General features: G+C 68.5%; 23 protein-coding genes. 8 read left to right on the forward strand and 15 right to left on the reverse strand.

Annotation, left to right across the window (positions count from 1 at the left end):
- Nucleotides 1-213 precede the first annotated feature (213 nt).
- Nucleotides 214-774, reverse strand: coding sequence for a DUF6436 domain-containing protein (locus M8R19_RS09495; RefSeq protein WP_009618327.1), 561 nt, complete (start codon nt 772-774; stop codon nt 214-216).
- A gap of 96 nt (nt 775-870) precedes the next feature.
- Complete coding sequence (yghX, locus tag M8R19_RS09500) at nt 871-1,749, reverse strand: YghX family hydrolase (RefSeq protein WP_249917658.1); 879 nt, start codon at nt 1,747-1,749, stop codon at nt 871-873.
- Nucleotides 1,750-2,133: 384 nt separating this feature from the next.
- Here yghX and M8R19_RS09505 point away from each other — a divergent pair, with 384 nt between their 5' ends.
- From M8R19_RS09505 to M8R19_RS09515, 3 genes are all read left to right on the forward strand, one after another.
- On the forward strand, nt 2,134-2,337 hold the full coding sequence (locus tag M8R19_RS09505; RefSeq protein WP_370311046.1) for a hypothetical protein: 204 nt from the start codon (nt 2,134-2,136) through the stop codon (nt 2,335-2,337).
- 17 nt (nt 2,338-2,354) lie between these two features.
- Nucleotides 2,355-2,642 carry a type II toxin-antitoxin system RelE family toxin gene (locus M8R19_RS09510; RefSeq protein ID WP_249917660.1) on the forward strand — a complete coding sequence of 96 codons (288 nt, stop codon included), beginning with the start codon at nt 2,355-2,357 and terminating at the stop codon, nt 2,640-2,642.
- 77 nt (nt 2,643-2,719) lie between these two features.
- Nucleotides 2,720-3,769, forward strand: a complete 1,050-nt coding sequence (locus tag M8R19_RS09515) for an RNA methyltransferase (protein ID WP_249917661.1) — start codon at nt 2,720-2,722, stop codon at nt 3,767-3,769.
- A gap of 997 nt (nt 3,770-4,766) precedes the next feature.
- Here the strand turns inward: M8R19_RS09515 and M8R19_RS09520 are convergent.
- Nucleotides 4,767-5,783 carry an MASE2 domain-containing protein gene (locus M8R19_RS09520; protein ID WP_249917662.1) on the reverse strand — a complete coding sequence of 339 codons (1,017 nt, stop codon included), beginning with the start codon at nt 5,781-5,783 and terminating at the stop codon, nt 4,767-4,769.
- 453 nt (nt 5,784-6,236) lie between these two features.
- Between M8R19_RS09520 and M8R19_RS09525 the strand changes: the two genes are divergently transcribed.
- Nucleotides 6,237-6,782 (forward strand): TetR/AcrR family transcriptional regulator, encoded by a 546-nt coding sequence (locus tag M8R19_RS09525; RefSeq protein WP_249917663.1) that lies wholly within the window; start codon nt 6,237-6,239, stop codon nt 6,780-6,782.
- 234 nt (nt 6,783-7,016) lie between these two features.
- A complete protein-coding gene (locus tag M8R19_RS09530) occupies nt 7,017-7,205 on the forward strand; it encodes a hypothetical protein (protein ID WP_249917664.1) in 189 nt (62 codons plus the stop codon).
- Between the two features lie 375 nt (nt 7,206-7,580).
- Here M8R19_RS09530 and M8R19_RS09535 read toward each other — a convergent pair whose 3' ends face one another.
- The 11 genes from M8R19_RS09535 to cpaB are packed head-to-tail and all read right to left on the reverse strand — an operon-like array spanning nt 7,581 to nt 20,302.
- The gene (locus tag M8R19_RS09535; protein WP_249917665.1) at nt 7,581-10,331 is read right to left on the reverse strand and encodes a PAS domain-containing sensor histidine kinase; all 2,751 of its coding nucleotides are present in this window, start codon (nt 10,329-10,331) and stop codon (nt 7,581-7,583) included.
- Between the two features lie 8 nt (nt 10,332-10,339).
- Nucleotides 10,340-10,798, reverse strand: coding sequence for a TadE/TadG family type IV pilus assembly protein (locus M8R19_RS09540; RefSeq protein WP_074983096.1), 459 nt, complete (start codon nt 10,796-10,798; stop codon nt 10,340-10,342).
- A gap of 45 nt (nt 10,799-10,843) precedes the next feature.
- Nucleotides 10,844-12,613 carry a pilus assembly protein TadG-related protein gene (locus tag M8R19_RS09545; protein WP_249917666.1) on the reverse strand — a complete coding sequence of 590 codons (1,770 nt, stop codon included), beginning with the start codon at nt 12,611-12,613 and terminating at the stop codon, nt 10,844-10,846.
- A gap of 23 nt (nt 12,614-12,636) precedes the next feature.
- Nucleotides 12,637-12,918 (reverse strand): DUF3613 domain-containing protein, encoded by a 282-nt coding sequence (locus M8R19_RS09550; RefSeq protein ID WP_074983092.1) that lies wholly within the window; start codon nt 12,916-12,918, stop codon nt 12,637-12,639.
- A gap of 60 nt (nt 12,919-12,978) precedes the next feature.
- The gene (locus M8R19_RS09555) at nt 12,979-13,785 is read right to left on the reverse strand and encodes a tetratricopeptide repeat protein (protein ID WP_283939452.1); all 807 of its coding nucleotides are present in this window, start codon (nt 13,783-13,785) and stop codon (nt 12,979-12,981) included.
- Entirely contained in the window at nt 13,785-14,696 is a 912-nt protein-coding gene (locus M8R19_RS09560; RefSeq protein ID WP_249917667.1) for a type II secretion system F family protein, read from the reverse strand. The genes M8R19_RS09555 and M8R19_RS09560 overlap by 1 nt, the downstream gene beginning before the upstream one ends.
- Nucleotides 14,697-14,705: 9 nt before the next feature.
- Complete coding sequence (locus M8R19_RS09565; RefSeq protein ID WP_249917668.1) at nt 14,706-15,602, reverse strand: type II secretion system F family protein; 897 nt, start codon at nt 15,600-15,602, stop codon at nt 14,706-14,708.
- Entirely contained in the window at nt 15,599-16,840 is a 1,242-nt protein-coding gene (gene tadA, locus M8R19_RS09570) for a type 4b pilus Flp biogenesis ATPase TadA (RefSeq protein ID WP_009618290.1), read from the reverse strand. The genes M8R19_RS09565 and tadA overlap by 4 nt, the downstream gene beginning before the upstream one ends.
- Complete coding sequence (tadZ, locus tag M8R19_RS09575; protein WP_249917669.1) at nt 16,837-18,081, reverse strand: type 4b pilus Flp biogenesis protein TadZ; 1,245 nt, start codon at nt 18,079-18,081, stop codon at nt 16,837-16,839. The genes tadA and tadZ overlap by 4 nt, the downstream gene beginning before the upstream one ends.
- Entirely contained in the window at nt 18,081-19,349 is a 1,269-nt protein-coding gene (locus M8R19_RS09580) for a type II and III secretion system protein family protein (protein WP_390895839.1), read from the reverse strand. Before M8R19_RS09580 ends, tadZ begins: the two co-directional genes overlap by 1 nt.
- A 35-nt stretch (nt 19,350-19,384) precedes the next feature.
- The gene (cpaB, locus tag M8R19_RS09585) at nt 19,385-20,302 is read right to left on the reverse strand and encodes a Flp pilus assembly protein CpaB (protein WP_249917671.1); all 918 of its coding nucleotides are present in this window, start codon (nt 20,300-20,302) and stop codon (nt 19,385-19,387) included.
- A gap of 203 nt (nt 20,303-20,505) precedes the next feature.
- Between cpaB and M8R19_RS09590 the strand changes: the two genes are divergently transcribed.
- The 3 genes from M8R19_RS09590 to M8R19_RS09600 all read left to right on the forward strand — a co-directional run bounded on the left by M8R19_RS09590 (nt 20,506) and on the right by M8R19_RS09600 (nt 22,176).
- Nucleotides 20,506-20,694, forward strand: coding sequence for a Flp family type IVb pilin (locus M8R19_RS09590; RefSeq protein WP_249917672.1), 189 nt, complete (start codon nt 20,506-20,508; stop codon nt 20,692-20,694).
- Between the two features lie 169 nt (nt 20,695-20,863).
- The gene (locus M8R19_RS09595; RefSeq protein WP_249917673.1) at nt 20,864-21,322 is read left to right on the forward strand and encodes a response regulator; all 459 of its coding nucleotides are present in this window, start codon (nt 20,864-20,866) and stop codon (nt 21,320-21,322) included.
- 41 nt (nt 21,323-21,363) lie between these two features.
- On the forward strand, nt 21,364-22,176 hold the full coding sequence (locus M8R19_RS09600; RefSeq protein ID WP_249917674.1) for a response regulator: 813 nt from the start codon (nt 21,364-21,366) through the stop codon (nt 22,174-22,176).
- Between the two features lie 18 nt (nt 22,177-22,194).
- On the opposite strand, the gene M8R19_RS09605 is transcribed toward M8R19_RS09600, so the two are convergent.
- Nucleotides 22,195-23,007, reverse strand: coding sequence for a response regulator transcription factor (locus M8R19_RS09605; protein ID WP_074983080.1), 813 nt, complete (start codon nt 23,005-23,007; stop codon nt 22,195-22,197).
- Nucleotides 23,008-23,021: the final 14 nt, after the last annotated feature.

Below are 23,021 nucleotides of genomic sequence, written 5' to 3' on the forward strand. Positions count from 1 at the left end.
CCGTTCACGGGGATGACAATGCGTAAGGATGGCACCTGACCTCCAGCCCGCAGAGGACAGCCCCCTCTCCCTTCAGGGCGGGGCGCGCAGCCGAGGGTTGGGGAGAGGGCGCTCTTACCCCCAGCACCTACGCCACCGGTAACCCCTGTTCGCGAGCAAGCTCGCTCCTACGAAAAGCCAAAGCCGCTCCCAGGGCCGCAAGGCCCAACGCCGTTACCAGTCGCAGTAGCAGCCGGTGGCGAGGGTGCTGGGGGACTTCACCTGGCGGCCTTCGACCAGCGCCTGGATCACCGGCTCGATGAAGCTGTTGGCCGAAGTGCAGGTGGCGCCTTCGCTGTAGGGGCCGAAGTAGGCCAGCTTGCCGTCGCGGTCCCACACCGCCACCGAGGGGCTGGCGGCGATGGGCGGCGGCGAGGGGAATTCCGGCAGCGGCTTCAGGCCCCACAGCTCACTGGCCAGGCGGCCCTGGGTGCCGGGCTTGCGGTAGGCGTAGAAGTCCACGCCCTGGGGTTCGAAGCGCTTGATCAGCGAGGCCAGGTGCTGCTGGTTGGCGACGTTGCACGGGCATTCCGGGTCCCAGAAATGCACCACGCGGATATGCCCCGGGCCGGCCAGTTGCGCCGGCAGTTGCAGCGCCTGGCCATCGAACAGCTGGGTGGTATCGGGATAGCTGCGCAGGTAGCGGCCTTGGAACGACCAGAAGGCGGCGAACAGGATGCCGAGCCAGGCCACGATGAGCACGCCCGCGAGAACGACTTTGCGATTGAGCGACATGATGCGGAAGGGGTGGACGGGAGGGCCGCTAGCTTGCCACGTCCAGCCGCCAGGGCAAGCCTTTCCTGACCGGCAGGCTGCGGCCGCAGGACGCAGTCAGGCCAGGTAGCGGCGGAACCAGGCCAGCGTGCGGTCCCAGGCGAGCTTCGCCGCGGCCTCGTCGTAGCGCGGTGTGGAATCGTTGTGGAAGCCGTGGTTCACGCCGGGGTAGATGTACGCCTCGTACGTCTTGCCCGCAGCCTTCAGCGCCTGCTCGTAGGCCGGCCAGCCCTCGTTGATGCGCGTGTCCAGTTCGGCGTAGTGCAGCAGCAGCGGCGCCTGGATCCGCGGCACGTCCTCGCTGCGCGGCTGGCGCCCGTAGAAAGGCACCGCCGCGGCCGGCTCCGGGTAGGCCACCGCCGCCGCATTGGCCACCCCGCCGCCATAGCAGAAGCCGGTGATGCCGACCTTGCCGGTGCCGCCCTCGTAGCGCATCAGCCACTCCAGGCCGGCGAAGAAATCGTTCATCAGCTTCTCGGGGTCGACCTTGGCCTGCAGCTCGCGGCCCTTGTCGTCATTGCCCGGATAGCCGCCAACGGAACTCAGCCCGTCCGGCGCCAGGGCGATGAACCCGGCCTTGGCCAGCCGCCGCGCCACGTCCTCGATGTAGGGGTTGAGCCCGCGGTTCTCATGCACCACCAGCACCGCTGGCAGCTTGCCCACGGGATTGGCCGGCCGCACCAGGTAGGCGCGCACCTTGCCGTTGCCCTTGGGCGAGTCGTAGGCGATGTACTCGGGGACGATGTCCGGATCGGTGAACGGCACCTGCTCGGCCAGCGCATAGTCCGGGCTCAGCGCCTCCACCAGGGCAGCCGCGCCGACGGTCACCAGCGAAGCGCGCTGAAGGAACTCGCGGCGGTTGATCAGGCCGTGGGCGTAGTGGTCGTACAGCTCCAGCAGCTCGGGCGGGAAATCGCGGGCGGTGAGGCGTTGCATGGCGGGTTCCTCGGCGATCGACGGATAGACCTAGAGCCTAGACCAGAAGCACCCAGGTCCGTCGCTCCCCTGAATCAGACCGTCGCATCGTCCGGGCAGGCCGATGCCGATAGCGCCGCAGGAACGGTCCGAATCGAATCCACCTCAGCCCGCCATCGGCAAGCGCGATGGATACTCCACCTTCCCTGCACCTGCCCCCCATCGATGCACGGCTTGTAAAGCGCATAATTCAGCGCATAATCGAGCATATTTAAATGAGCCGAATTAATCGGCCATAGATATACACCGATGGGAGGCCAGGAAATGGCAGCACTTATGGACCGCGCTGATCAGGCGGTGTCCGTCACGAGTATGGCGAGGAGCTTCAGCGCGAAGCTGCGGGACGTGGCAACTCGGAAAACCGAGAAGCTCATCGTTTTCAAGGACAACGAACCCGCAGCGGTCATCCTCAACGTCGAGGCCTATCAGGAACTGCTCGACGAACTGGAAGACCTGCGCGTGGAACGCGTCGCCCGTGACCGCCTGGACAGCTTCGATGCAAGCAAGGCGATCAGCCACGAGGACATGGTGGCTCGCTTCGCCGACTGAAGAAGGCCGCGAGCCGCATGGCATGGAAAGTCATCTATCACGAAGCTGTCACGGACGACCTGTTGCGCCTGGGCAGGGTCGAGGCGCAACGAATCCTCAAGGCCATCCAGCAACGCATCGTCGACGGTGAACCCGACAAGCTGGGCAAGGCACTGGCGGGAAGCCTCGCCGGCTGCCGAAGAATCAGGGTGGGCAATACCCGCATCGTCTACCGCGTGGATGGCCCGCGCATCGAAGTGCTGATCATCGCGGTGGGTGCTCGCCGCGACAACGAAATCTACGACCTCGCCAACAAGCGACGCTGAAGCCCTACCCACTGGCGCATCGGCATCCGTCACCCCACCTTCGCCACACCCCGCGCCGGTGTTAGCATGCGCGCCCCATGCGCCTGACCGATTTCGACCAACGCCTCGCCGACCTCGGCGCCCTGCCCCTCCATCGCGGGCGGATGCTGCGTGCCTGGCTGCAGGGCCGGGCGCTGGATGCCGGGACCAAGCGCCAGGCCAGCGAGGACTTCCTGCCGCTGGCGGTGCGCAACGCCGTACCGGAGCTGGCCGCGCAGCTGGAAGGCCTGGCGCGCCTGCACTCCCGCCACCCCGCCGGGGACGGCTCCGAGCGCCTGCTGGTGAGCCTGGCCGACGGGCAGATGGTGGAGAGCGTGCTGCTGCCGCGCGATGGGCTGTGCGTGTCCAGCCAGGTCGGCTGCGCGGTGGGTTGCCGCTTCTGCATGACCGGCCGCAGCGGCCTGCTGCGCCAGGTCAGCGCCGCCGAGATGGTCGCCCAGGTGGTGCTGGCGCGGCGCCTGCGTCGGGTGAAGAAGGTGGTGTTCATGGGCATGGGCGAGCCGGCGCACAACCTCGACAACGTGCTGGAGGCCATCGACGTCCTCGGCGGCGACGGCGGCATCGGCCACAAGCACCTGGTGTTCTCCACGGTGGGCGACCCGCGGGTGTTCGAGCGCCTGCCGCAACAGCGGGTGAAGCCGGCCCTGGCCCTGTCGCTGCACACCACCCGCGCGGACCTGCGCGAACACCTGCTGCCCAAGGCGCCGAAGCTCACCCCGGACGAACTGGTGGAACTGGGCGAGGCCTATGCCCGCCAGGTCGGCTACCCCATCCAGTACCAGTGGACGCTGCTCAAGGGCGTGAACGATGGCCAGGATGAATTGGACGGCATCCTGCGCCTGCTCAAGGGCAAGTTCGCGGTGCTCAACCTGATCCCCTTCAACGCCCTGGAAGGCGACGCCTACCAGCGCCCGGACGGCGAGCGCATCGTCGAGATCGTGCGCTACCTGCACAGTCGGGGGGTGCTGACCAAGGTGCGCAACAGCGCGGGGCAGGATGTGGAGGGTGGTTGCGGGCAGTTGCGGGCGCGGGTGGTGGAGTTGGTGGATACCAGCCGGCTGAGCATCGCGCCGAGGCGCTCTTCGTAGGAGCGAGCTTGCTCGCGAAGGGAGTTTCCCGGTGACTGTGGTGTTGGGGGTAAGAGCGCCCTCTCCCCAACCCTCTCCCTGAAGGGAGAGGGGGCCGTTCGGAGCGAATGGTGAATCCAGAGTTACCCGTAGGAGCGGATCTTATCCGCGATAACCGGAACCACCGGCGCGGTTCGCGGATGAGATCCGCTCCTACGCTGCTCCACCCGCGCCATTCCCCTGTAGGAGCGCGCCCTGCGCGCGATTTCGCGGGCAGGGCCCGCTCCTACAGGTTGCTGGGGAGCACGGTATTCCTCCCCCGTAGGAGCGGATCTTATCCGCGATAACCGGAACCATCGGCGCGGTTCGCGGAAGGGATCCGCTCCTACGCTGCCCCACCCGCGCCATTCCCCTGTAGGAGCGCGCCCTGCGCGCGAAATCGCGGGCAGGGCCCGCTCCTACAGGTTGCTGGGGAGCACGGTATTCCTCCCCCGTAGGAGCGGATCTTATCCGCGATAACCGGAACCACCGGCGCGGTTCGCGGATGAGATCCGCTCCTACGCTGCCCCACCTGCGCCATTCCCCTGTAGGAGCGCGCCCTGCGCGCGAAATCGCGGGCAGGGCCCGCTCCTACAGGTTGCCGGGAAGCACGGCATTCCTCCCAAGGAGCGGATCTTATCCGCGATAACCGGAACCACCGGCGCGGTTCGCGGATGGGATCCGCTCCTACGCTGCCCCGCCCGCGCCATTCCCCTGTAGGAGCGCGCCCTGCGCGCGATATCGCGGGCAGGGCCCGCTCCTACAGGTTGCTGGGGAGCACGGTATTCCTCCCCCGTAGGAGCGGACCTTGTCCGCGATGACCGGAACCACCGGCTCGGTTCGCGGATGAGATCCGCTCCTACGCTGCCCCACCCGCGCCATTCCCCTGTAGGAGCGAGCTTGCTCGCGAACAAACCCGGTGCCATGCGGTTCGCGAGCAAGCTCGCTCCTACGAAGAGCACCTCGGCGCAGCCGGCACCTACGGGGCGGCGTCCTCGGCGGCGGTGCGTGGCGCCAGGGCCTGGCGGGCGTGCTCGACCCAGTCGTGTTCGCTGGCGAAGTCGGTCGAGTAGTCGGCCAGGCCCATGCTCAGCGAGAGCGGCGGCAGCGAGGCTTCGTCGAAGTTGCCGAACAGTTGGGCGATGCGCTCGACGCAGGCCCGGGCGCCGGCGCCGTGGGTCTGGCGGAACAGCACCAGGTATTCGTCTGGGTGCTTGCGGCTGACGTGGTCGGTGTTGCGCACCTCGGCCTTGATCAGGTGGCCCAGGCGCACGCTGAGGGCTTCGGCGGTGAGGTTGCCGTAGCGCAGGCGCAGGCGGGCGTGGTCGTCGATGCGGATCAGCGCCAGGGTCGCCCGCGGCCCGCCGCGCCGGCAGCGGCCGAATTCCTGGGCCAGGCGGTGCAGCCAGACGTCGTAGGACAGCAGCAGCTGCTGGTCGAAGCAGTCCACCAGGGAGAAGGCGCGGCGCTGGGCGTGCAGGCGGCGCGCCAGGCTGTAGCTGGTCCAGCCCACCGCCAGCGGGTAGAAGAACAGCATCGGCAGGCAGGCCCAGATCACCCGCCTGGGCGTCTCCAGGTCCACTTGGTAGCCGGTCAGCAAGCCCATCGCCAGGATGCCCGCCGCGTTGGCCAGCAGGCCCTTGAGCATGAAGCCGGGGCCGTTGGCCGCCACGTTGTGCATGGTGACCATCGACAGCAGCAGCGCCGAGGGCAGCAGGCTGAAGTGCATGAGCGCCACCCAGCCGCCGGCGAACAGCGAATCCAGCAGCAGGTTGCGCAGTTCGGCCCGGTAGGGCTCGGCGGCGCGCACGGCGATGAAGCGGGCCAGACCCGGCCAGAGGAAGCCGTTGACCAGCATCCAGGCCCAGAGCGCGGGGTGGCCGGGATAGACGAGCACCGCGATGAACACGAAGCTGAGACCGCAGCCCAGGCTGCGTGGCGCGTGGATGCGCCTGGCGAAGGCGATACCGGCGGAAGTACTGCTTTCCATTTCCATACATCAATCCAGAGACGGCCTTCGGCGAAGGGTCGACAGGCGGCATCGGCAATGGCGCCTGTAAATTGCCAGCATGTCTGACGTGCCTTTCCCGCTGGGCGCGTTATGCTTCCCCATTGGGTGAAAGCGTCAGCCTTCCGTCCACATAGCGGCGACGTTCACCCGCAAGACCGGCAATGTCAAAAAAACGCCATTGCCATGAACAGTGATGACTTGCCCCTCGCCAGGCGGGTGGCAAGCGTTGACGAATCGATCAGGAATGGAAGCCACCGCCTCCCTGCCGGACATGGTCCCTGGCCATTACCGCAAGCGCGCAGCTCTAGCGGCTGCTGCGAATCGAGAAGGGCCGTGCCGTCCCCTGGCTGCCAGGCGCAGCAAAGCAGGACGAGCACGGGCGGCCGCACGGCTGGCCAACCTTAAAATACGAACGTATTCTAATGCAGAAGAGGCCTGATGAGTAAGCGCCCCGTCATTGATAGAGGCAAGGTCCTGGATGCCGCCGAAGGCCTGGTCATGCGCGAAGGCGTTGCGGCGCTGTCCATTGGCGAGGTGGCCAAGGCCGCCGGGATCAGCAAGGGTGGCGTGCAATCCTGCTTCGGCACCAAGGATGGGCTGATCGAGGCCATGTTCAACCGATGGAAAGCGGAGTTCGAGGTGGCTGTACGCGACAACACCCCAGACGAAGCGGAACCGCTCGACAACCTGCGCGCCCATGTGCAACTGCTGGCCGCCAGCGACGAGGCCCTGGGCAAGCGCGCCGCGGCGGTGCTGGCGGCGATGCTCAGCCGTGAGGAGCTGCGCCAGCGCTCCAGCGACTGGTACCGCCCTCTGCTGATCCAGGACGGCGGCGACGACGAGCGCAGCCGCAACGCCCGCCTGGCCTTCCTCGCCGCCAAGGGCGCCTTCCTGCTGCGCTCCTTCGGCCTGATGGAGATGAGCGAGGCGGAATGGCAGGCGATCTTCCGCGAGATCGACACGCTGCTCCCGCCAGGGGAATGAACGCTCGATGACCGGGGAGGCGCAGGCCTTCCCTTCCCGCAGTGCACCCGCCGCCCGAGAACCCACGCCGATAGTCCACCGGGATAACCCCGGGAAAGTCGCGCCTATTCAATAACTAGACGAAGCAACTAGTTCCATGTGGATATATCCAAGTTATCCACCCACTTCCATAATTCAAAAGTCGAGCCCTATGCAAAACCAGAAGAACGACTCATCCTTCATTCAAGGAATGCCATGCAAGCGAAAGTTCAATACGAGGACTCCGGTCTGCTCTGGATGTATGGTCATCTCAGAAGAATAGGCTGCAGCTTCCCCACCGCCCTGTACCGCAGCACGCGCTTCAAGCTGCTGGGCGATACCGGTGACTTCAGAAGCGCGGTCAGCTGGCAGAAGATCCGCTTCTCCAGGGCCCGGGCCGGCTAGCCCAGCGCGCAACCCCGCCCTCTCCGCGCAGCCGCTACGCTCCCAGCCGCGCGCCCCTGAGCAACACCTGGCCGCCCCCGTTGCAGGGACAGCCTCCCGCCTTTTCTACCTCATTCGTCTTCAGGATTGCGCCGCCTACGGGCGGAGTTTCTCAATACGCGGAGAAACTCAAGGACAATAACAACAAGCACGCCAGCAAGGATCGCCAACAGCATACCAATGCCCTCGCTATATCATCGTCGCAATCAATCGTTCTTCGAATGATGAAAAACAAAGTATGCCCCAGGGGCAACTTTGCCCAACATCGGAATCTATTTCTACATCGCAAGAAAAAACCGGCGAACTTCTTCGCCGGCAATCATCACCCCGGAACTTTCAGCCTTCCGCCAGGGGCAGGCGGATGACGAACAGCGCCCCCGTTTCGGCGTTGCTCACGCGCAGGCTGCCGCCCATGTTGCGGATCAGGTCGTGGCTCACCGACAGCCCCAGCCCGGTGCCCTGCCCCACCGGCTTGGTGGTGAAGAAGGGTTCGAAGATGCGTTCCAGCAGTGCCGGCTCGATGCCTCCGGCGCTGTCGCACACGTGCAGTTCCAGCCACCCGGGCTCGGCGCAAGGGTGCTGGCCCAGGCGGATCCACCTGTCGCCCTCGCGCTTTTCCAGCAAGGCGTCGCGGGCGTTGGCCAGCAGGTTCACCAGCACCTGTTCCAGCTGGTCGGCGAAGCCCATGACCTTCGGCCGCGCCTGGGGCGCCTCCAGCTCCAGGGTGATGCCCTGCTGGGTCATGCTCTCGCCCAGCAGCAGCACCACCGCCTCGCAGCAGGCCTGGGGATCGAACGGGGCCATGTCCAGGTCGGACTTGCGGCTGAACACCCCCATGTGGTTGACCACGCGGGTCAGCCGGTCGACCTGGGCATCCACCCGCTTGAGCTTCTCGCCCAGGTACTGCGGGTCGTCCAGGCGCTGCCAGGCGTTGAACAGCGCCAGGCGCATGACGTGCAGGGGCTGCTTCATCTCGTGGGCCATGCCGCTGACCATCTGCCCCAGGGCGGCCATCTTGGCGCCCTGGGCGAGCTGTTGCTGGGAATGGCGCACCGAGGTGTTGTCGCGGGCGACCGCCTGGACTTCGCGCAGCCGGCCCTGGTCGTCGAACAGCAGGCGGTCGCTCCAGATCAGCCAGCGACACTCCCGGCCGGGCAGGTTGAAGCGCAGCTCCCAGGATTCCTCGACGCCGCCGCCGGCCCCTTCGACCAGGCGGGCGCGCAGGGCGCTGCAATCGCGCTCGGACAGCCAGTAGTCCAGGCGCCGCCCCAGCAGCGCCTGTACCGGCTCGCCGAGGAAGCTGGCGAAGGTGTGGTTGACGAAGGTCAGCACCAGGCTGGCCGAATAGCGGCAGATCAGCGCCGGCGAGTCCTCCACCAGCATCCGGTAGCGCTCCTCGCTCTCGGCGATGCGCTGCGCGGCCTGGTGCCGCTCGGTCACGTCCAGCCACAGGCCCACCACTTCCCGCGGCAGGCCCTGGGCGTCGCGCAGCAGCTTGGCCTCGTCGTACAGCCAGTGCCATTGCCCGGCGCCGTCGCGCAGGCGGTACTCGGCATTGACGCGCCCTTCGCGCAGCAGCGTGCGGCCGCGCTCGAAGAAGCTGCCCAGGTCGTCCGGGTGCACGCGTTCGGCCAGGGCCTGCCAGCTGTTCGCCTGCAGGTCCAGGCCCAGCAGGTTGCCGGCGCTTTCGCTGTAGAACTCCGGAATCAGCTGGCCGTCTTCCACGCGCTGCACGTAGATCACCACCGGCGCCTTGTCGATCAGGTTGCGCAGGCGCGCATGGGTGGCCTCGGCCTGCTGCGCCTGCTGGCGGGCCTCGCTGACGTCGAGCAGCACGCCGTCGAGGAAGCCGTGCTCGCTGCCGCCCTGCCAGCGCCCCTGCAGGTGCAGCCAGCGGCGGATGCGGGTCCAGGAATCCGGGCAGAGGCGCAGGTCCTGCGCCAGCTCCCCGCCGGGGCCCAGTTGGCGCAGGCGTATCAGCAGTTCGTCGGCATCGGCGGGATGCAGCCGCTGCAGCAGTTCCTCCCGCGACAGCCGCGTCTGCCCCTCGGGCAATTCCAGGATGGCCGCCACCGCGGCGGAGAACTGGAAGCCTTCGCGCGCCGCGTCGTAGCGCCAGTAGCCGCCCTGCACCCTGCTCTCCAGCAGGTTCAGCCGGTGCAGGGCATCGCGCAGGCGCTTGCGTTCGAGGCGGCCGAAGACCTGCAGCGCCAGTTGTTCGGCCAGGCACTGCCAGTCGCCGGGCGACAGTCCCGCGCGGCCTTCGTCGAGGCCGTCCGGTTCGCCGATCAGCCAGGCGCCCTGCCCGCCCTGCGGCGTCGCCGGCACCACCCGCAGGCGTTCGCAGCACAGTTGCTTCAGCAACGCCGAGCCGGGCCCGCCGGCGCCGAGCAGGGTGCTGTCGGCCAGGGCGGCGAGCCCGCAATCCGGCAGGGCCAGGCCTTCGCGCAGCAGGCTGTGGGCGCCGGGGCGGACGTAGCAGGCGAACACCCGCCCGCCGCCGCCCGGCTCCGCCAGGACCAGCGCCATGGATTGCAGCGCGAAGCTGTTGGCCATGACCTCCAGCACTTCGCCCAGCGCGCCCGGCAGCTCGGCCAGGGCGACGTGGCTGAGCCGGGAGAGCAACTGCTTGATCACGTTGAAGCACTGCATCTGCGACTTTTCCCGGTCGCTCTGCCAGTTCAGGTCGGAGATGTCGGTGCCCAGCAGCAGGCAGCCGCGGCCGGCCAGCGGGCTGACCTGCATGCGGAAGACCAGCGGCTGCTGGTCGAGGCTGCGCAGGGCCAGGTCCACCTGGCGGCTCTGGCGCAACTCCGGCGCCGGGCTGGCGGGCCGGGACCTGCGCTCCAGGTAGTCGCCCAGGCGCGCCGTGCCGGCATGTGTCGGCTGCGCCAGGCAGCGGGCACGGCGCCCGCCCAGGCGGCACACACGGTCCTCGGCATCCAGCTCGATGCACAGGTCCCAGTGCGCCTGGCTCCATTGCCAGAACGGCTCGTCCAGGCTGCTCTGCGTCTCTTGCGTCAGCGCATCGCCACCGGGCGCCGGGGCGGCCTTGTCGTTGGAGTGGCCACGGAACAGTCCTCGCATCGTCGACCTCACAGCAGCAGGCTGGCCTGGGCCTGCAGCACCGCGGGCAGCCGCGGCACCGGGCCGATGCCCGGCAGCGTCAGCACCGGCACCAGCGGGGTGGCGTCGGCGGGGTAGCGCACGCAGACGGTGATGCGCGTGTAGCGCCCCTCGGCCACCGGCGCGGCCACGTACTTGCCGTCGCTGCAGCCGGTGTACCAGCGGCTCGGCATCCAGCCCAGGCGGCTCGACACGGCCTGGGCCACAGTGTCCTGCAGGGCCGCCTGGTACTGCTGCGAGCCCAGCGAGTCGTTCACCGACAGCGCCACCCGCGCGCCGGCGGCCGCGGCGTCGTTGAACGACTGCAGCACCAGCATGGGGATGCCATACGCCAGCACGCCGTACATCACGGTGAAGAACAGGATGAAGGCGGCGGCGAACTCGATGGTCACGGCGCCGCGCTGGCGGCTCGGGTGTTTCTGCTGCATGGGTTCCCCCGGGTAGAGTCGTGGTTGCCTGGCGACGGCCGTGGCCTAGATCAGGAGTTGGGCGCCCGGGGTGCGCAGGTCGATGATGCGCACGTCGAGGGTGCCGGTCTGGATGCCCAGCAGTTGCAGCAGCGGGTCGATCAACTGGCTGCCCAGGCTGGCGAACACCGAGGCCAGCGCCTGGGTCAGCAGGCTGGTCAGGTCGCCGAGCGAACCGACCAGGCCGCCGACCACGCCATCGAGCAGTTTCCCCAGCGGGCAGAGGAGCCAGCCGACCAGGGGCGCCTTGCACAGCAGGCCCTGGGTGTTCAGTTCGACGGACAGGCTCAGGTTCCGCGACAGGCTGGCGATGCCCGCCGCCAGCGAGGCGCCCAGGGGGCTCTGCACGCGCTGCACGGCACTGGGCAGGTCGACCGGCGAGGCGATGTCGAAGGCCAGCGGTTGTTCCCCGGGGGCGGCCAGCGCCACGTCGCCCTTGCGGGTATTCACCGACACGCTGGCCAGGTAGGCGTTGCCGTTGCCCAGCAGCTTCACGCTCAGGTCGTTGAGCGCCACCGCCGCCACGCCGGGCTGCGCCTTGACGTTGACCTGCGAGGCCCGCTGGGCGCCGCCGCAGGCGATGCTGTCCAGCGCGGCGTAGCCCTGGGCCACGCTGGCGCCCAGGTCGACATGGGCGTTGACCAGCCCGAGCCTGAGCAGGTCCACGTCGGCCACTACGTTCAGGGCCACCTGCACCGAGCTGGCGCGGGTCCGCCACTGCCCGCCGGCGTCCTTGCCGGGGTAGCCGACGGCGATGGTCGGCGGGCTGATCACCGTGAGCTTCACCGTCAGGCTGGTCAGCCCCGGCACGTTCAGCGTCAGGCCGGGAATCGCCAGCGCATGCTGCTTGTTGGCCACCAGCGCGGTGGTCATCAGCAGGTCCAGCAGGTTGACGTCGGCGCCCAGGGCCGCGTTGCGCGCGCTGTCCGGGGCGATGACGCTGATGATCTGCCCCAGGCTGAGGTTCGCCGAGGGCACCTTGATGCTGGCCAGGGCGCTGCGCAGCAGGGCGAGGTTGACGCCGGCGACCTGCGAGGCGTCGGCGGCGTCGATGGCGGCCTGGAGCAGTTGCGCCACGCTGACGTCGGCGTCCAGCAGGCTGTCCACCGAGCCGAGGTCGAGGTCGACGCCGGCCAGCTGCAGCTGCTCGCCCAGGGCGAGCAGGTTGACGTTGGCCCCGGCGATGCCCTGGTAGGTCACCAGGTCGAGGTTCAGCCGGGTGCCCAGCAGGCCGCCGAGCAAGGCGTTGAGCAGAGGTGAATTGCTGCTGTCCAGGCGCAGCAGGCCGCTGCCCGCCGACAGCGCGGCCATGGCCTGGCGCCGGGCCACCGCCTGGGCCTGGAGGGTGACGCTGGTGGGCGTGCCGGCGCCGAACACCGAGGCGACGTTCAGCACCAGGCTCGAAGGCACCGTGCGGCTGGCGACGACCTGCACCGAGTCGTTCCAGCTGCTATTGGCGGCTTGGAACACGCGCCGCTGGCCGCTGCCGTCGAAGACCACGTCGCCCAGGCTTGCGACCAGCCGGCCGTCGTCGGCGAAGCCGTTGCGCCGCGCGCTGGTGATCGCCAGCGCCTGCACGTCGGCGTTCGCCTGGGTAGCGCACATGCCGCTCTGGGTGGCGCTCTCCAGCGCCGCCATGTCTGCCACCCGCTGCAGCTTGCGCTGCTCCAGGTACAGGCGCCCGGTGTCCACCACCAGGGCCATGCAGATCAGCACCAACAGCAGGGTGACTGCCGCCAGCACACCGATAGCGCCGCGCTGCCGCTTGCCGAACATGGACATCTCCTTGACGTCGGGGATCACTTCTTGCCGGTGTTGAAGCCCTGGTTCTCGTCCAGCAGGTACTCGGGGATCGGGTGGCTGTAGCTGTCCAGGTAGCGCCGGTAGGCGCGGTCGCGCTCGGCCGCGGTGGCGGCCTGGCGGTTGGCCGAGGCCTGCTGGCCGCTGCGCTGCAGTTGCAGCCAGTGGTCGACTTCCCACTGGTCGCGGGCACTGCTGCCCGCTTGCGGCCGCGCCGACTCGGTGGCGCCAAGGCTCAGGGGGGCGGCCAGCAGAAGGCCGCTGAGGATGATCCGTTTCATAGCTAGTCTCCGTTTCCATCGCGGGCCCTGGCCGCCTTGCGGCCGGGCGCCCGCCGTCGATTACCTGATCTGCTGTTCCACCAGCGGCTGCGGCAGGGGCTGCGCCTGCACGCGGACCTGGGCCACGCTGGCGCCATCCGCCGCCGGCACGGCTGGCAGCGCCGCTGCCACTTGAGCCGCCCGCGGCGCCGGCGCGCCGCCCCTGAGCGCATCGGCGCGCTGGCGGGCCTGGCGCACCTGCTCGTCGGAAAGCCGCGCCTTCTCGGCCAGCGCCGTGGCCTGGGCGGTCTTGCCTTCCAGCAGCAACAGGCTGAGCAGGTTGCTGGCCGGCAGCTTGTCGTCGCCGTCCAGTTCCAGGGCAGTGAGGAATTCGAAGCGCGCGCCTTCGCGGTCGCCCTTGCGCAGCAGCACCACGCCCAGGTCGTTGCGCACCAGCCGGTCGGTGGGCTGCAGATGCGCCGCCACGCGCAGTTCGCGCTCGGCCTCGGCGATGCGCCCCTCGCGCAGGGCGATCTGGCCCAGGCCGTGGTGCGCCTCGCCGGCCTTGCAGGTGCCGAGCAGGGCCTGGTACTCGGCCCTGGCCTGCGGGCTGCCGATGCGGCGCAGAGCCACGGCCTTGCTTTCGCGCACGTCCAGCGACTGCGCCGGCAGCGTCTGCAGGTGCGCCAGGGCGGCGTGCAGGCGGCCCTCGCGCAGCATGCCGCGGGCCATGTCCAGCTGCAGTTCCTGGTCCTGGCTCAGGCGGCTGCCGCAGCTCTGGCCGAGGGCCGGGAAGCTCTCCGCCAGGTTGCCGCGCAGGTCGTCCGGCAGGTTGGCGCAGCCGCCCAGCGCCAGGCCGATCAGGCCCAGCAAGCACAACGTCCTCATCACATTCCCCCCAGTGCCTTGGTGATGGCCATGAACCCCGGCCCGGCCAGGATGATCAGCAGCGCCGGGAACAGCAGGGTGATCATCACCAGGCTCATCTTCGCCGCCAGCTTGCTGATCCGTTCCTGCAGCGAGGTCAGCCGGCGGTCCTCGAACAGGGCCTTGAGCGTCGCCAGCGAGGCCCGCGCGCTGCCGCCCTGGCGCAGCATCTGGCGCAGCACGCCGCAGCAGTCGGCGAGCTCGGCCACCTGCAGGCGCCTGGCCAGCTGGTCCAGCTCGTCGGCCAGGTCCAGGCCGCTGTCGGCGTGGGCCAGCACCAGGTCCAGTTCCTGGGTCAGCAGCGGCACGATGTTGCGGCCCTCCAGCTGCACCACCCGCAGCGCCTGTTCCACCGTCAGGCCGGTGTCGAAGAGGATGCGGACCAGCTGGATGAAGACGATGACTTCCTCGGCCAGGCGCCGGCAGCGCTTGTCCGCCAGGTGCGCCAGCACGCGCTTGGGCAGCAGGAAGCCGAGGCCGGCGGCGAAGGCCAGCGGCAGCAGCAGGTCGTCCAGGGCGTCGCCCCGCAGCAGGCCGGCCAGCGCCACCAGGGCGCAGGCCAGCAGCGGCGAGGCCAGCTGCGCGGCCTGGTACAGGCTGCGCGGCAGGTTGCCGTTCCAGCCGGCGCGGGCCAGCAGGTCGCGCACCTCCTGGTCGCCCGGCTGCAGGCGCCGCCCCAGCGGGCCGTCGCCGAGCCGTTCGATGGCCCGGGCGCTCCAGCGCGCGGCGTCCTCGCCGCCCTGCGCGGCGGCGCCCAGGCGTTGTTCGATCAGGTGCTGCTCGCGGTTGGCCGCGCGGCTCTGCGACACCAGCAGGGCCAGCGCCGCGCCGAACAGCAGCAGGGCCAGGAGTACGTACCAGGTTGCGTCCATGTCCGTCTCCTACACGCTCTTGAGCATGCGCCACAGCGTGACGCAGCCGACCGCCTGCAGCCCCAGCGAGGTCAGCAGCAGCGTGCGGCCGAAGCCGTCGGTCCACATGGCCATCAGGTAGCCGGGGTTGCTGGCCAGGATGTACATGCCCAGGCCCAGCGGCAGCACCGCCAGCACCAGGGCGCTGAAGCGCGTCTCGCCGGTCATGGCGCGCAGCTGGCGGCCGATCTTCTCGCGCTCGTGGATGACCTTGATGATGTTGTCCAGCAGGTCCGTGGTGTTGCCGCCGTAGCGGTAGTTGACCGTCACGCCCAGGGCGAGGATGTGCAACTCTTCCACGTCGTAGAGTTCGGCGATGTCCTGCAGCGCCTCGGGCAGGCTGATGCCCAGCTGCACGTGGCTGCTGGCGCGGGCGAAGATCGAGCGCAGCGGGTCGTCGGCCGCCACCACCGCCTGCTCGATGGCGTCACCCAGGGTGCGTCCGGCCTGCAGGCTGCGCACCACCTGGTCGAGGAAGGCCGGCATCTGCCGGATCATCTTCTGCAGGCGGCGCTGGTACAGCAGGCCGAGCAGGCCGTTGAACAGCAGCAGCACCAGCGGCACGGCCAGCAGCACGCCGAACACGTTCAGCAGGCGCCAGCCCGGCACGGCCAGCACCAGCATCGCCAGCCCCGCCCCGACCAGCCAGGGGCGCATGTGCACGATGCCGGCGCGGCGCATGCGCCGCACCAGCCAGTGCTGGGTGCGCGGCCGCGCCGCGGCGAGGTCGCCCAGGGCCTGGCCGGGCACCAGGCGGCGCACCACCTGTTCGTTGTTGCGCGCGCGCAGGCCCAGGCCGAGCAGCAGCACGGCCAGGCCCACCAGCGCCAGGCTGGCCACCGCCAGCAACAGCGCCCCGGCGCTCATGCCGCCACCTGGCGCAGCTTCAGCCCCGACGGCACGCCGGTGCGCACGAACCTGCCGCTGGCGCGCCGGTCCAGGCTGAACAGCGAGTTGGTGACGTAGATGCCGTCGCGCACCTCCAGCACTTCCAGCACTTCGCTGATGCAGCGCCGGCCGTTGGCCTGGCGGGTGATCTGCACCACGATGTCCAGCGCCGCGCAGATCATCTGCCGCAGCGTCTGCTCGGGCAGCTTGTGCCCGGCCAGGCCCACCAGCATTTCCATGCGCAGCAGCGAGTCCATCGCCGAGTTGGCGTGCACCGTGCTCATCGAGCCGTCGTGGCCGGTGTTCATCGCCTGCAGCACGTCGAGTACCTCCACCCCGCGGATTTCGCCGAGGATGATGCGGTCCGGGCGCATGCGCAGGGCGTTGCGGATCAGGTCGCGGGCGGTCACCTCGCCGTAGCCCTCGGCGTTCGGCGGGCGCGTCTCCAGGCGCACCACGTGGTCGTGGCCCAGCTGCAGCTCGGCGGTGTCCTCGATGGTGACGATGCGCTCGCGCGCGTCGATGAAGCCGCTCAGCACGTTTAGCAGCGTGGTCTTGCCGGTGCCGGTGCCACCGCTGATGAGGATGTTGCAGCGGTTCTCCACGGCCTGGCGGAGGAACCCCAGCAGCGCCTCGTCGACGCTCTGGTAGGCCAGCAGGTCGGCGCTCTGCAGCAGCTCCTTGCTGAACTTGCGGATGGAGATGCACGGGCCGTCCAGGGCCACCGGCGGGATGATGGCGTTGACCCGGCTGCCGTCGGGCAGGCGCGCGTCGACCATCGGGCTGGATTCGTCCAGGCGCCGCCCCAGGGGCGCCAGGATGCGCTGGATGACGCGGTACACGTGGTGGTCGTCGATGAAGCGCAGGTCGCTCTGGTACAGGCGGCCGCGCTGCTCGATGAAAACGCGGTCGGGGCCGTTGACCAGGATTTCGCTGATGTCCGGGTCGCGCAGCAGCACTTCCAGCGGGCCGAAGCCGGTCAGCTCGTCCACCACTTCCTCGGCCAGGCGGTCCAGCTCGTAGCGGGAGATCGCCAGCTGGCGCCGCGCAGCGTATTCGCCGACCTTCTCGGCGACGTACTGGGCCACCGCCGGGCGCGCGCCTTCCAGCAGGTTCACGCCGTCTTCGTCGATCTCGTCGATGATGTAGCGGTGCAAGCGCATCTTCAGCAGCTGCATTTCCTGCTCGTGCGCGCCGAGGCTGCTGGCGTAGCTCATGGACGCGCGCCCCGGAAGCGGCCGAACCAGGGGAAGCGCCGCCGCGCCTGGCCGCCCACCGCGCCGAGCGGCTCGGCCAGGGCGCGCAGCTTGAGCGCCAGGGGGTCGCGCGGGGCCACCTCGAACAGGCTGCGCCCGAGGTTCTTCGCCCGCAGGCGCGCCTCGGCCGAGGCCGGCAACACGCCGAAGAGTTCCAGGCCGAACATGCGGCACAGGGCCTGCTCGTCCGGCGGCACCGCGGGCAGGTAGCGCTCCACCAGCAGTTCGATGCGCGGCAGCGCCTGGCTGTTCTCGCGCAGGCGGCGCAGGCTTTCCAGGCCCTTCCGGCACGAGGGCACGCTCTGGTCCACCAGCCACAGCACGCGGCTGGCCTGCTGCAGCAACTGGCGGGCGAGCTCGCCTTCGGGCATGGCGGTGAAGTTGATCAGCACGTGGCTGAAGGCGCCGCGCAGGTTGCCCAGCAGCAGGTACAGCTCGGCGGTGGTCATGCGCTCCAGCACCCCGGGCTCGTCGGTCAGGCTGAGCAGGCGCAGACCGGAGTCGTGGCGGCTGAAGGCGCTGTCGATCAGCGTCTGGTCGAGGCGGCGCAGGTTGCGCATGGCGTCGGCGAAGGTGAAGGGCGCGTCCATGCCGAGGATGGCCAGGGCCTCGCCGGCCGGCTGGCCGATGTCCACCAGCAGCACCCGGTTGCCCTCCCGGGCTTGCAACGCCAACGCCAGGTGCAGGGCGACGAAGGCGCCGTCGGCGTCCGGCCGGGCGCTGGCCAGGGCGAACAGCTCGCCCTGCTGCACGGCGCTCACCGGCACGCTGGGCAGGCGCCCGCCCAGGCGCCGGACCAGCCCGCCCAGTTCGCTGGCGCGGGCGCCGTAGGTGACGAAGTCGCGGGCGCCGGCGCGCATGGCCGCCAGCACCAATTGGTTGTCCAGGCCATCGCCCACGGCCACCACCGCCAGCATCGGCCGCGCCGACACCAGGCCCTCGATCAGGGCGCCGTGGACCATCAGGTTGGCCTTGTTCAGGCTGATGAAGAGCACGCCGGCGCCGGTCACTTCCAGCAGCGCCAGCAGCTCCTCCAGGGTGCCGCTGGTGGCGGCGACCACCTGGCCGGCGCTGGCCAGGCTGCTCTGCAGCCACTCCAGCTCGCCGGCATGCTGGGTCAGCGCGACGAAGGTCTGGGCGAGGTTGCGGCTTTGCGCGGCGGGCACGCGGCTGCCGCTGCGGCCCAACGGATCGCCGGCCATCACTGGGACATCCCGCTGGCCGAAGCGCGGCCGTCGTACTGGCCGTTCTCCAGGAAGTAGAACTCGCCGAAGCCGGGGTCGTACTTGCGCAGGCCCTCGCCGGGCAGCTTGGGCAGCGCGGCATTGGCCGCCAGCGGCTGGACCAGGTGCGGGGTGACCACCATCAGCAGTTCGCGATCGTCCTTGTCCAGCTGCGAGGAGCGGAAGAACGCGCCCAGCACCGGCAGGTTGCCCAGGCCGGGGAACTTGTCGACGTTGCTCACCGTGTTGCTGCTGATCAGGCCGCTGATCACGAAGCTCTCGCCGTCGGCGAGGATCACGCTGGTGTCGGTGCGCCGCACGTTGAGCGCCGGCACCGCGATGCCGTTGGTCTGGATGCCGGCGGAGAAGTCCAGCTCGCTGACCTCCGGCGCCACCTTCAGGGCGATGCGCCCGGTGGACATCACCGTCGGCGTCAAGGTCAGGCGCACGCCGTATTCCTTGTACTCGATGGTGATGTTGTTGTTATCGCCGTTGGGCACCGGGATGGGGAACTCGCCGCCGGCCAGGAAGGACGCGCTCTGCCCGCTGGTGGCCACCAGGCTGGGGCGCGCCAGGGTGTAGGCGAAGCCGCTGCCTTCGAGCATGTTGAGGAAGCCCAGCACCTTGCTGCTGCCGCCGCCCCAGATGACGTTGAAGCCGCTGTCGCTGGTGCCGAAGTTGCCCGTCACACCGCCGTCGGAGCCCACGCTGATGCCGCTCAGGCTGCCCGGCGCGCCGAGCATGAACAGGTTGGAGCCGCGCCGCACCAGCGAGGTGCTGGCCTGCTTGAGCTTGCTGCGGCTGACCTCGACGAAGCGGATGTCGGTCTGCACCTGGCTGGCCAGGTTGGCGGCGGCAACGGCGTCGCTGGTCGCGCCCACGTCGCGGATCGAACGCCCGGCCACCTGCACCTGGGCCCGCAGCGGGTCGCCCGGGCAGCCGGTCCAGACCAGCAGGCTGGTCTCGCCCTGGGCCTTGCCGGTGACCAGGAAGTTGCGCTTGTCCAGCAGCTGCACGTCGGCGATCTGCGGGTCGCCAATGGCCAGGCGCTTGATCGGCAGCGGCAGTTGCTGGTCCTGCTGGACGCCCTGCTGCAGCGCCAGCACCAGCTTCTGCGGCAGTTGCGCCAGCCCTTCGCAGGCCTTGGGCGCGGCCTGCGCCGAACCCAGCAGCGCCCATGCCATGACGCCCGCCAGGCAAACGCCCACCCCACCAGCCGGACGCCGGTATCCCATATTGCAAGCCATCCTAACTACTCCCTCTCCCTGCTTCAGGGGCTGATTCAAGGCGCCTCGTGGGCGACCGTGCCGCCGCGGTAGACCGTCACGCCCGCAGCGGCCCGCGGCCGGGCCGGGCTGCGCGGAACCGCCGCGGCCACCGGCTGGCGGCGGCCGAGCAGTTGCTCCAGGGTGATGGACTCGGTGTTCGCGGCGCTCAGGGCGGTGTGCTGGTAGCTGCCCTGCTGCTCTTTCTCGTAGAGCTTCTCGTCCTTGCTGCGTACCGCCAGGCGCAACGAGCCGGCCTGGCTGGCCAGCATCAGCCGCGCGGTGGCGTTCGCCGGCACCGCCAACACCGCGGTGCGAGCCACCTTGCGTTCCTTGTCCTTGCCGTCGTCGGCATTGCGCGCCTGGCCGTCGCCGCCCACGGCGATCTGCTCGCCATAGGTCAGGACGCGCACGCCCGGCAGCACCAGCTGGGCGCGGACGTCGCGCTGGATGCCCTGCTGGTCGGCGACGTAGAGCACCACGTCGACGTAGTCGCCCGGCAGCACGAAGCCGCCGCCGCCGACCACGTCGTCCACGGCGATGGCCATGGCCCGCTCGTCCGCGCGGATGGTCCGCGCCAGCGGCCCGCCGGGTTCGAGCACGGCGCCGGAGAGGATGCTGCCGGCCGCCACCGGCACCCACACGCGCTGGCCGAGCAAGGCCTCGACCTGGGTGTAGCTGCCCGCCGGCGCGGTCTGCAGGTATTCCAGGCGCAGATCGTCCTTGCCCAGCAGCGCCAGCGCCGGCAGGTCGCGGGTGACCACCACCACGGGGGTGCGCTGCAGCTTGTCCGGATCGGTGGGGAGCACGGTGGGAACGGGTTCGCTGGCGACCACCGGCGCCTCGGGCCTGCCGATGGACAACCCCAGGTAACCGACCACCACCGCCCCCAGTAACAGAAGCCCGGCAAACGCCATCAACAATTTACTTTTCATGATGATTATTTCGTTGCAGCCAGCGGAAAGCACATTCGGGAAGCAAGTATCGAAAGCAGACTCGTCGATCTCGCGAGAAGGCCGGCAAGCTACCTTGATGCCCCGATAAATAAAACGACCAAAAGCTACTAGGCCCTTCCTACTAGTTGTAAAAAGTTACTCCCCATAAAAGAATCGGAAGATATACCCGCAACGGAGGCACCATGAACTTCAAGTTGAAAATCCAGAAACTCGTCTCTTCCGCAAAGGCATTCGCCAAGGACAAGGAAGGGGCCACCGCGATCGAGTACGCGGTCATCGCCGGCCTGATCTCCGTGGCCATCATCGCCACCCTGAAGATCCTCGGTCCCAAGCTGGTCTCGGTCTTCCAGCAGATCTCCGACGCGCTCTGATTTCTCGCCGCGGCAATCGCACCGCCCCACTTCATATCCGCAATTGAAGTGGGGCAAATTCATGAATATCCGCGCGCGCACTGGGCAGCTTTAATCAATAAAACCTGCCCAGCGGAAATCAAAAAGGAAACAGGCGAACACCACTCTCCGCAGAACTTCGGTAAAAGCGATGCTGACCCGTTCGGAACTTCCCCTGATATTGCTCGTTGACGATGACCCGGACGCACTGGCTTTGACGGCAGAGTTGCTCGAAAGCCTGTTCAATATAAAAACCGCAGGCTCCGGCCACGAAGCCCTAGGCACGCTGGAGGAAACGCCCCTGCCGGACATCGTCATCGCCGACCTGGGCATGCCGGGCATGAACGGGCATCAGTTGTGCGAAGCGATCAAGTCCGACGCCCGCACCCGCGACATCACCATCATCTTCCTCACCGGCGAGGACACCACAGAAGCCGAGCTGGAGGGGTTCGAACTGGGCGCGGCCGATTTCATCCCCAAGCCGGTGGAACCCCGCACCTTCGTCAGCCGGATCAGGTCGCACATGCGCAGGAAGCTGGAGCGCGACAGGCTCCAGGACCTGAGCGAATACCTGGAACTGCGCTCGCGAAACCTCAAGCAATCCAGCTGAACCGCCAGGGCCCGGCGCCTGCGCAACAAGGTCTGAACACAGTGGCTACAACAAGAAAAGCGAACCTGCACGGGCACCAGGCACTCATCCTCGACGACGAGCCCGACATCGTCGAAGAGGTCGTCGACCTGCTGAACTGCGCCGGCTACCCCTGCCTGGGCGCGCACACCGCGGAACAGGCCCTGGCGCTGTTCCAGGCCAACCCCGGCGTCGACATGCTGATCCTCGACTTCGACCTGCAGGACAGCCTGGGCCCGCGGGTGCTGGAGCGCATGCAGGCGCTGGCCGGCAGCGAAAGGTTGTTCGAGGCCATCACCATCAGCGGGCGGGCCGGCAAGGACGAACTGATCGACGTGCTGCGCAGCGGCTTCTGCGACTTCCTCGCCAAGCCGCTGAACCCCGAGCACCTGCTGGCCGCGCTGGAGAAGCTGGCCGAGAAGCTGGAGGAACGGGCCCGCGACCGGCAGCGGGTCATCCGCGCGGAGTCGCGCCTGGACGTTCTGACCGAGAGCCTGAAGTCCCTGGCCAGCGATGCGAAGAAGGCCATCAACTACGCGAGCACTGCGTCCAGGCCCACCAGGGGCGAGCCCTCGAAGGACGACGAGGCCCTGTTGAACACGCCGGAAGACCAGTTGGCCAACCCCTTCTTCGCCAAGCTCTCCCTGCGCCAGCTCGACGTGGTCAGGCTGATCGGCAAAGGCCTGAGCAACTACCAGATCGCCTGCAAGCTGGGCATCAGCGAGCATACGGTGAAGCTCTACGTCTCCCAGTCGCTGCGCCTCACCGGGCTGAGCAACCGCACGCAGCTGGCGCTCAAGTCATCGCCCAGGCGCAAGGCGAACCACGACCTGTAGGCGCCCGCTTATTGCGGATTACCTCAGCGCCCCCCTGGCATCCAAGCCTCCAGGCGCGCCGGAGGAGGCGGCCAGCAGCATGGCCAGCTGGGTGCGGTTGCTGACCCGCAGCAGCTTGAATATCTGGGTGATGTAGAGCTTCACCGTGTTCTCGGAAATGCCCAGCTCATGGGCCACCCGGTAGTTCGAATAGCCCTTGCAGATCAACTGCGCGACTTCCTGCTGGCGTTGCGTCAGGTTGAAGAACAGCGGGCTGCTGATGTCGACCTTGTCCGGAGCGGCGCGCTCGTCATCGTCCAGGTCGAAGACGTTCGGGCCGCCGTGGACGTCCATCTTGATCGCGCTGACGTCCTGGAACAGCGAGTTCAGCGACTCCGCGATATGCTCCAGCCGGCCGTTGAGGTGAAGGATCCTGCGTTGCCGGCGGATGCTCTGCAGCAGCTTGCTCTCCACCCGCTCCACCGACTCGATCAGCTCCTGCGGCGCCACCGGCTTCATCAGGAAGTCCGAGGCCCCGGCGCGCATCGCCTCGACCACCTTGTCGCTTTCGCCGTACCCGGTGAGGACGATGACTTCGAAGATGTAGTCGTCGCCCACCGCGCCGTGGATTTCCTTGATGGCGTCCAGGCCCCATTCGCTGCCCAGGTTCAGGTCGCACACCAGGATGCGCAACTTGGCGTTCTTCTTGAACAGCGCGACCGCCTCGGCGATGGAACTGCAACCGACCGAGGAGAAACCGACGCTCTCCAGCACTTCGGAAAGCTCCGATGCGACCAGCGGCTCATCGTCGATGACGAGCACCTCGAACGCCCGGTGTTGTTTGTTTTTCATTTGACTCCCCACAC

The organism is Pseudomonas sp. R3.Fl (assembly GCF_023516765.1).
In the GTDB taxonomy this organism is placed as follows: Bacteria; Pseudomonadota; Gammaproteobacteria; order Pseudomonadales; family Pseudomonadaceae; genus Pseudomonas; species Pseudomonas citronellolis.

Bases quoted from the DNA above. Each gene is read 5' to 3' on its own strand.
- M8R19_RS09540 (WP_074983096.1), bottom strand. From the start codon at position 10,798: ATGCAGCAGAAACACCCGAGCCGCCAGCGCGGCGCCGTGACCATCGAG.
- M8R19_RS09515 (WP_249917661.1), top strand. From the start codon at position 2,720: ATGCGCCTGACCGATTTCGACCAACGCCTCGCCGACCTCGGCGCCCTG.
- M8R19_RS09560 (WP_249917667.1), bottom strand. From the start codon at position 14,696: ATGGACGCAACCTGGTACGTACTCCTGGCCCTGCTGCTGTTCGGCGCG.
- M8R19_RS09495 (WP_009618327.1), bottom strand. From the start codon at position 774: ATGTCGCTCAATCGCAAAGTCGTTCTCGCGGGCGTGCTCATCGTGGCC.
- tadZ (WP_249917669.1), bottom strand. From the start codon at position 18,081: ATGGCCGGCGATCCGTTGGGCCGCAGCGGCAGCCGCGTGCCCGCCGCG.
- yghX (WP_249917658.1), bottom strand. From the start codon at position 1,749: ATGCAACGCCTCACCGCCCGCGATTTCCCGCCCGAGCTGCTGGAGCTG.
- cpaB (WP_249917671.1), bottom strand. From the start codon at position 20,302: ATGAAAAGTAAATTGTTGATGGCGTTTGCCGGGCTTCTGTTACTGGGG.
- M8R19_RS09525 (WP_249917663.1), top strand. From the start codon at position 6,237: ATGAGTAAGCGCCCCGTCATTGATAGAGGCAAGGTCCTGGATGCCGCC.
- M8R19_RS09565 (WP_249917668.1), bottom strand. From the start codon at position 15,602: ATGAGCGCCGGGGCGCTGTTGCTGGCGGTGGCCAGCCTGGCGCTGGTG.
- M8R19_RS09510 (WP_249917660.1), top strand. From the start codon at position 2,355: ATGGCATGGAAAGTCATCTATCACGAAGCTGTCACGGACGACCTGTTG.
- M8R19_RS09545 (WP_249917666.1), bottom strand. From the start codon at position 12,613: ATGTTCGGCAAGCGGCAGCGCGGCGCTATCGGTGTGCTGGCGGCAGTC.
- M8R19_RS09550 (WP_074983092.1), bottom strand. From the start codon at position 12,918: ATGAAACGGATCATCCTCAGCGGCCTTCTGCTGGCCGCCCCCCTGAGC.
- M8R19_RS09555 (WP_283939452.1), bottom strand. From the start codon at position 13,785: ATGAGGACGTTGTGCTTGCTGGGCCTGATCGGCCTGGCGCTGGGCGGC.
- M8R19_RS09590 (WP_249917672.1), top strand. From the start codon at position 20,506: ATGAACTTCAAGTTGAAAATCCAGAAACTCGTCTCTTCCGCAAAGGCA.
- M8R19_RS09530 (WP_249917664.1), top strand. From the start codon at position 7,017: ATGCAAGCGAAAGTTCAATACGAGGACTCCGGTCTGCTCTGGATGTAT.
- M8R19_RS09580 (WP_390895839.1), bottom strand. From the start codon at position 19,349: ATGGCTTGCAATATGGGATACCGGCGTCCGGCTGGTGGGGTGGGCGTT.
- M8R19_RS09595 (WP_249917673.1), top strand. From the start codon at position 20,864: ATGCTGACCCGTTCGGAACTTCCCCTGATATTGCTCGTTGACGATGAC.
- M8R19_RS09535 (WP_249917665.1), bottom strand. From the start codon at position 10,331: ATGCGAGGACTGTTCCGTGGCCACTCCAACGACAAGGCCGCCCCGGCG.
- M8R19_RS09605 (WP_074983080.1), bottom strand. From the start codon at position 23,007: ATGAAAAACAAACAACACCGGGCGTTCGAGGTGCTCGTCATCGACGAT.
- M8R19_RS09520 (WP_249917662.1), bottom strand. From the start codon at position 5,783: ATGGAAATGGAAAGCAGTACTTCCGCCGGTATCGCCTTCGCCAGGCGC.
- tadA (WP_009618290.1), bottom strand. From the start codon at position 16,840: ATGAGCTACGCCAGCAGCCTCGGCGCGCACGAGCAGGAAATGCAGCTG.